This window comes from Mycobacterium sp. NGS41 (genome assembly GCF_059812725.1).
This window is the reverse complement of the sequence record NZ_JCALDF010000039.1, coordinates 38,206-45,008: the sequence shown is the minus strand read 5'-3', so window position 1 is coordinate 45,008 and position 6,803 is coordinate 38,206. Positions and strand designations below refer to the sequence as shown.

At 62.2% G+C, this 6,803-nt stretch carries 5 protein-coding genes and 1 pseudogene; all 6 read right to left on the bottom strand.

Going from position 1 to position 6,803, the window contains the following annotated elements; translation table 11 throughout:
* Positions 1-769: 769 nt before the first annotated feature.
* The 6 genes and pseudogenes from AC5Y21_RS23590 to AC5Y21_RS23565 all read right to left on the bottom strand — a co-directional run bounded on the left by AC5Y21_RS23590 (position 770) and on the right by AC5Y21_RS23565 (position 6,801).
* Positions 770-964, bottom strand: a complete 195-nt coding sequence (locus AC5Y21_RS23590) for a hypothetical protein (protein WP_499916090.1) — start codon at positions 962-964, stop codon at positions 770-772.
* 82 nt (positions 965-1,046) lie between these two features.
* Positions 1,047-3,284: an NADP-dependent isocitrate dehydrogenase gene (locus AC5Y21_RS23585; protein WP_499916088.1), complete on the bottom strand. Its 2,238-nt coding sequence runs from the start codon at positions 3,282-3,284 to the stop codon at positions 1,047-1,049.
* A 99-nt stretch (positions 3,285-3,383) separates the two neighbouring features.
* Positions 3,384-3,710: pseudogene (locus AC5Y21_RS23580) on the bottom strand (cytochrome P450); the annotation flags it as partial.
* Positions 3,711-3,916: 206 nt separating this feature from the next.
* Positions 3,917-4,444 carry a hypothetical protein gene (locus AC5Y21_RS23575; RefSeq protein ID WP_499916087.1) on the bottom strand — a complete coding sequence of 176 codons (528 nt, stop codon included), beginning with the start codon at positions 4,442-4,444 and terminating at the stop codon, positions 3,917-3,919.
* Between the two features lie 238 nt (positions 4,445-4,682).
* On the bottom strand, positions 4,683-5,432 hold the full coding sequence (locus tag AC5Y21_RS23570; protein WP_499916084.1) for a PP2C family protein-serine/threonine phosphatase: 750 nt from the start codon (positions 5,430-5,432) through the stop codon (positions 4,683-4,685).
* Between the two features lie 10 nt (positions 5,433-5,442).
* Positions 5,443-6,801 (bottom strand): aromatic ring-hydroxylating oxygenase subunit alpha, encoded by a 1,359-nt coding sequence (locus AC5Y21_RS23565; protein ID WP_499916082.1) that lies wholly within the window; start codon positions 6,799-6,801, stop codon positions 5,443-5,445.
* Positions 6,802-6,803 lie beyond the last annotated feature (2 nt).

The window sequence follows — 6,803 nt, the reverse complement described above, 5'->3', positions numbered from 1 at the left end:
CTATATCGACGTCTGACGCCATGACTTCACCCTATTGCCTTGCTGAGGGTTTCATGCGTTGACAGGTACTGTCCCGCCGAATAAGCCCGAAGTCGAGTCGAGATCGAATCCTGAGCTACCCGGCCGCGCAGCATGCTGAAGGATGGGAAATCAATTGTGTTGCAGGGAATATCAGAGATGCGTGTGACCGAGCAGATGAAACTAGACTTGCGCGTGCGGCAATGTGTCGATATGGAATTGCCCACTGAGAGTCAGACCAGCAAAGTTTACGAAGGAACGGCCGTAGCGCGACGGACCCAAACTCGGGTGCGGCTGAGCGGCTGCGGAAGCTGCCCTAGCTGGCGTTCTGAGCGGAACGGCGCAAAGCTAATCGATTGAGCCCGCTGGCACGACCCACTGACAGGCTTGGCCCGTTACTCCGGCAATGAGGTCGAAGTCCGCGTTATAGTGCAGGACGGCGAGCGCATGTTCCTCGCCGGCCGCTGCGATAAGCAGATCCGGGATCTTTCGACCTCGCTGGCTCCGCTGCGCAAATAGACGCTGAACCTGAAGCGCGCGCCGATGATGTGATGCAGTCGATTCCAGAAGCTCGAACGCTCCCAACGCCGTCCCGAGCTGGTCCCACTCCAATTCATTGCGCGCAGAAATCCCACCTCCAAATCCGTTATTCGCGCGCGTGCCAGCTCGCGGGCTGCGGCGAGCGGTTCCACCACCTGCCGCACGGTGGGTTGGCCAAGCCGTTTGATCACGCTGGTGTCGACGACAAATCTCAGCGCCATGCGTCGATGCGATCCTCTGGTGGTGCGGCGGCCAATGTATCGAGGGCGGCGGCCACCTGCTGCTCTCGCTGAGACGTAGCGCGCCAGAGGGCCGCGTTTACCGTGTCCTTGATCGTGGCCGTCCCCAGTTCTGTACGGGCCCTCTCCAATGCCTGCTCATCGAGGTCGACGAGATGTTTTGCCATCGCTTGAGTATATATCGGCCTCGCCCCAATATATACGCGTGGTCATCCGTACCGGCACGGCCTGGAGCAGCCTGCAACGACGTCAGTCGTTGGAACCCGCCAGCGTCTCGTTGAGCGTCTTGCTCGGCCGCATCACGGCCGCGGTCTTGTCTGGGTCCGGGAAGTAGTAGCCCCCGATATCCACCTCTTCGCCCTGTGCCTCGTTGAGTTCGGCCACGATGGTGTCTTCGTTCTTGGCCAGTGCATCGGCCAGCGGGGCGAAGTGTTCCGCCAGTTCTTTGTCGTCGCTTTGCGCGGCAAGCTCCTGCGCCCAGTACATGGCGAGGTAGAACTGGCTACCCCGGTTGTCGAGCTCGCCCGTCTTGCGCGACGGGCCCTTGTTGTTCTCCAGCAGCTTGCCGATCGCGGCATCCAGCGTCTTGCCCAGGATCTTGGCGTGCTCGTTGCCGGTCTTGATACCCACGTCTTCGAAACAGGCGCCTAGTGCGAGGAATTCACCAAGTGAATCCCAACGCAGATGGTTCTCCTCCACCAGTTGGTGGACGTGCTTGGGCGCCGAACCGCCCGCGCCCGTTTCATACATTCCACCGCCGGCCATCAGCGGAACGATGGACAGCATCTTGGCGCTGGTGCCCAGCTCCAGAATCGGGAACAGGTCGGTGAGGTAGTCGCGCAGGATGTTGCCGGTGGCGGCAATGGTGTCCAGACCGCGCATCAGACGTTCGATCGTGTACCGCATGGCACGCACCTGCGACATGACTTGGATGTCCAGGCCCTCGGTGTCGTGATCCTTGAGGTACGTATGGACCTTCTTGATCAGCTCGTTCTCGTGCGGGCGGTAGGGATCCAGCCAGAACAGCACCGGCATCCCGGAGTTGCGGGCACGGGTGACGGCCAGCTTGACCCAATCGCGGATCGGCTCGTCCTTGACGATGGGCATGCGCCAGATGTCGCCGGTCTCGACATTCTGCGTCAGCAGCACTTCGCCGCTGTCGAGGTCGACAATGTTGGCGACGCCATCCTCGGGAATTTCGAACGTCTTGTCATGCGAGCCGTACTCCTCGGCCTTCTGTGCCATGAGCCCGACGTTGGGTACGGTGCCCATCGTCGTGGGATCGAAGGCGCCATTGGTTTTGCAGAAGTTGATGAGCTCCTGGTAAATGCGGGAAAAGGTGGACTCCGGCATTACGGCCTTGGTGTCCTTGGGCCGGCCGTCGGCGCCGTACATCTTGCCGCCGGCGCGAATCATCGCGGGCATCGAGGCGTCCACGATCACGTCGCTGGGCGAATGAAAATTCGAGATTCCCTTGGCCGAATCGACCATGGCCAGCTCTGGCCGGTGTTCGTGGCAGGCGTGCATGTCTCGGATGATCTCGTCGTGCAGCGACGCGGGCAGCGTTTCGATTTTGTCGTAGAGATCAGCCAACCCGTTGTTGACGTTGACTCCCAGTTCGTCGAGCACTGCCTGGTGCTTTTCGAAGGCGTCTTTGTAGAAGACCTTCACCGCGTGGCCGAAGACGATGGGATGGCTGACCTTCATCATCGTGGCTTTGACGTGCAGTGAGAACATCACGCCGGTTTTGCGGGCATCCTCCATCTGCTCTTCGTAGAAGTCGACCAGCGCCTTCTTGCTCATGAACATGCTGTCGATGATGTCGCCCTCGTCGAGCGAGACCTTGGGCTTGAGCACGATGGTCTTGCCGCTCTTGGTGACCAGTTCCATCTTCACGTCGCGGGCGCGGTCCAGGGTCATGGACTTCTCGCCGTGATAGAAGTCGCCGTGCTTCATGGTCGCCGCGTGGGTGCGCGAGGCCATCGACCACTCGCCCATGCTGTGCGGATGCTTGCGGGCGTACTCCTTGACCGCCTTCGGTGCGCGACGGTCCGAGTTGCCTTCCCGCAGCACCGGGTTCACAGCGCTGCCAAGGCATTTGGCGTAGCGCTCCTTAATTTTCTTTTCTTCGTCGGTCTTCGGATTCTGCGGATAGTCCGGGATCTTGTAGCCCTTGCCCTGCAGTTCCTTGATGGCGGCCACGAGCTGCGGCACCGAGGCGCTGATGTTGGGCAGCTTGATGATGTTGGTGTCCGGCTCCTGCGTCAGCTTGCCCAGTTCGGCGAGGTTGTCTGGTACCCGCTGCTCTTCGGTCAGGTCGTCGGGAAACTCGGCGAGGATGCGTGCCGCCACGGAGATGTCGCTGGTCTCTATCTTGATGCCGGCCGGCTCGGCGAAGGCCCGCAAGATCGGCAGAAAGCCGTAGGTCGCCAGCAGCGGCGCCTCGTCGGTCAGCGTGTAGATGATGGTCGGCTGGTCGTCGCTCATGGCTGGTCTCCCGGCGTCACTGTCGTTTGAGGGGCTCCATGTTCCCAATGGCTCCCAGTATCGCGGCTCGGCAAGCTCGGTGGATGCCCGGGTCTGCAGTCAGTGAGAGATCGGCGCTGGATCGAATTCGATGGGCAGGGCGATAGGTCCGCCCAGTGCGTTCACCGGTTTCCATGGGGCCGGTCCGGAACGGCGCGCGTTCGGCATGCGCCGGGTCATGACCGTCAGCGCTTCGGCCAACTCGAGGCGCGCGAGATTGGCGCCGAGGCAGTAGTGCATACCGCCGCCGAACGTCTGGATAGGCGGGGCGGCTGCGCGGCTGATGTCGAGACGGTCGGGGTCGTCATAGACGGCGGGATCCCGGTTGGCCGCACCGGTGTTGACGACGACGATTGTGCCGGCGGGGATCTTGATGCCAGCCAGTTCGGCCGTGATGTGCTCGAGCCACCGTCAACTCACGAGCCGGTAAATCTGCAGAAGAAGTGCGAGTAAAGGCCTGCAGAGTTACAGGCTCGGCGAGATCCGATGACGATAAAGCGAAAATCCCGCAAACCCGATACGTCACCTGACGAGCAGACGCAAAAGCACCCATTTCGTGCCGAAATGAGGTGCTTTTGCGTCTGCTCGGCCGGCTAGGGTTCGACGGAAATACGAAGCGATGCAGTGGGACTGGTGCCGATCGGCTCGTGCGTGCTGACGTCGGTCCTCGTCACGTTGATGGCGCCGTCGCCCTTGCTGACCGTGAAATCTTGCTTGGCATCGAGCCGCATCTCGAGCTCATAGGTGACGACTTGACCACCGTGCTTCAGCTGGAACGGCGGGACCAGGGTTTGCTGTATGTAGTCCATTCCACCCGCTTGGCGGACGTACGGCACGGCCATCCAGGTGTTGGTGCTCGAGTCGAGCATGCGCATCGACCCTTGGGGCATCATGTGTTGCTCGGGGGAGCCGCATGAACAGTGGCCCAGAGAGACCACGATTCCCACCTGCGCAATGTCGTTGGCGGTGGTGTTGAGCAGCGTGACGGCGAAGCGCATTGGCGGCCCGCCCGGCCGGACAGTGGTGCCCTCTTGCGGGTAAATGGTGATCTGGATTCCGTCGGCCTTTCCGGTCCTCTTCGGATCGCTTGAGCCTGGCACGCCGGAGGAGGTGGGTGTCACTTGGCTCGACGGTGCAGCCGACGGGGAAGTGGATTGCGCCGCCGTAGTAGTGCCGGAGCTTGCCGGTTGGCTCGCAGTCGAGCAGCCGGCAAGCGTCAGTGCGACGCTCAATGCGGCCACTGCCGTCAGGCGATTGTCGATGACCATTTGTGTTCCTTCTTTGGTGCATTGTGCCGAGCAGACGCAAAAGCCCCTATTTCTGTGCCGAAATGAGGGGCTTTTGCGTCTGCTCGCCAGGCTATTGACCATTCGCGGGGATGTCGATAACCACAGCGGTGATGTTGTCGGGTCCGCCCGCCTGATTTGCGGCGTCGATCAGCGCCGCACATGTGTCGTCTGGTTCGGGATGTGAATCCAGGATCTGCTCCAGGGACGACTCGTCGACGACGCCGTGCAGCCCGTCGCTGGACAGCAGGATCCGGTCGCCGGGCCGCAGCTCCACCGCCGCGGTATCGGGCAGCGGCCGCGGGGTCATCGCCACATGCCGGGTGATGATGTTGCGGGCCGGGTGCTTGTCAGCCTCCTCGAGGGTGATCTCGCCGGCCTCGATCAATTCCTGGATCAGACTGTGGTCACGCGTCAGGTGCTGCAGATGCTGCTCGCGGTACACGTAGCCGCGGCTATCCCCCAGATGGACGACCAGGGCGCGCGACCCCGCGACGACCACGGCCACCACTGTGCTGTTGGCCCCCGCAACGCGTGGATCGGTGTCGGCGTAGGCGCGAAAGTCGTTGCAGAAGTCCGATACCGCGCTGCCCAGCGACTCGTGAGCGTTCGGATCGTCGACGTCATCTGGCTTGAGATAGCGGGCCACATACGTCGGCAGCAACTCAACTACCAGCCCAGCGGCCAAAGCTCCGTCGGTGCTGCACGCCACCCCGTCGGCAACTATGAACAGAGACTGATCGACATCGGCACCCCAGCGGTCCTGGTTGTTGGTCCGTAGCTGCCCGATGTCGCTCAGACCCGCAAACCGCAAACGGTCCACCGCTACGCCGTCACCGCGAGCGGCCGGTATTGCCCCCGGTCATCCGCTCCGATTCGGGTAGGTCGAGGTAGCGCTCAAGATTTCGATGCATATTGATCACGCGGCGCTCCTCGTTGGACAGCACCAAATGCGTGAACCCGGGCTGGTGCATGCCGCGCTGCAAGCCCGCGAGCACCCGGACGTCCTGGGTCAGCACTATGCCAGGTTCGGCCTCCCCGGCGGTGGTGCGGACGTCCGTCGGCTTGTGTCGCGGCGCGTCCGGCGGCATCCGCGTCATCAGGAACATGACCATCTCGCCTTTATCGGGATCCGAGCCGGGCCGCGAGCACATGATCGTCAAGTGGTCGGCGTTGGTCAGAAACGTCATGTTGGGGAACACGTTGTACTGGTGCAGCCGAGTGATCCGGTCGGTGTCGGCCCAGTCCAGATCCACCCCGCGCTGCGCCGCAAATGACCGTGTCTTTGCGGCGATCAGGTCTTGCACCGTCTGTCCTGGCTGGCGTTTGTCGGCGGGGAACGGCGTGCCTTCCGGTGCACCCATGAGTAGGCCCTGGGTGTAAACGTAAGCGTCCCAGACCTCTTCGTCGCTCAGTGTGCCGTCAAACCGTGGGCTCTGCACACCATAGGGTTGGTCGGACTTGCCGGTGTGGCCCCAGATCTGTTGTGGCGCATGGATATCGTCCACACAACGCAGTAGTTCGGGATGCAGTGTCTGTATGTGGTAGGTCTCGCTGTAACCGTCCGCGATCGTCTTCCAGTTGGCGTCGACCTCGATGGTGAGCGTGGCGTAGCAGCGGAAGTCGCGCAGATTGGCCCAGGCGACGTCGTCGGGTATCGCCTCCAGATACTCGAGCAAGGGCATCGCCTTGAGATCGAGGTTGACGAAGACGAGCCCCTCCCAGGTGTCGACCCGCACCGGTGCCAGTGGGAAATCGGACATCCGCAGCGCGCCGAAGCCCTTACGGTTGGGCACCCGCTTGAGCGTGCCGGCCAGATCCCAGGTCCAGCCGTGGTAACCGCACTTGAGTTCGTGCAAACCAGAACCCGAGCCCACGCACACCGAGTTGCCGCGATGACGACAGGCGTTCTGGAACGCGCGCAGCACGCCGTCGTTCCCGCGGACGATCAGCACTCCATATGGGCCGCAACGGTATTCGAAGTAGTCGCCCGGCTCGGCGACATGGTCGACCATGCAGGCGATTTGCCACACCTTCGGCCACATCCGCTCGATCTCGAGTGCGGCGAACGCCGGTGAGTAATAACGTTCGGCCGGAACCAGCGTTGGACTTTCCGGAGGTTTGCCGATTGCGTCCTCTTGGGCATTAGGGCGGGTACGGGCCGGATTTCCGGCGGCGAGCGAATTGCTCATGG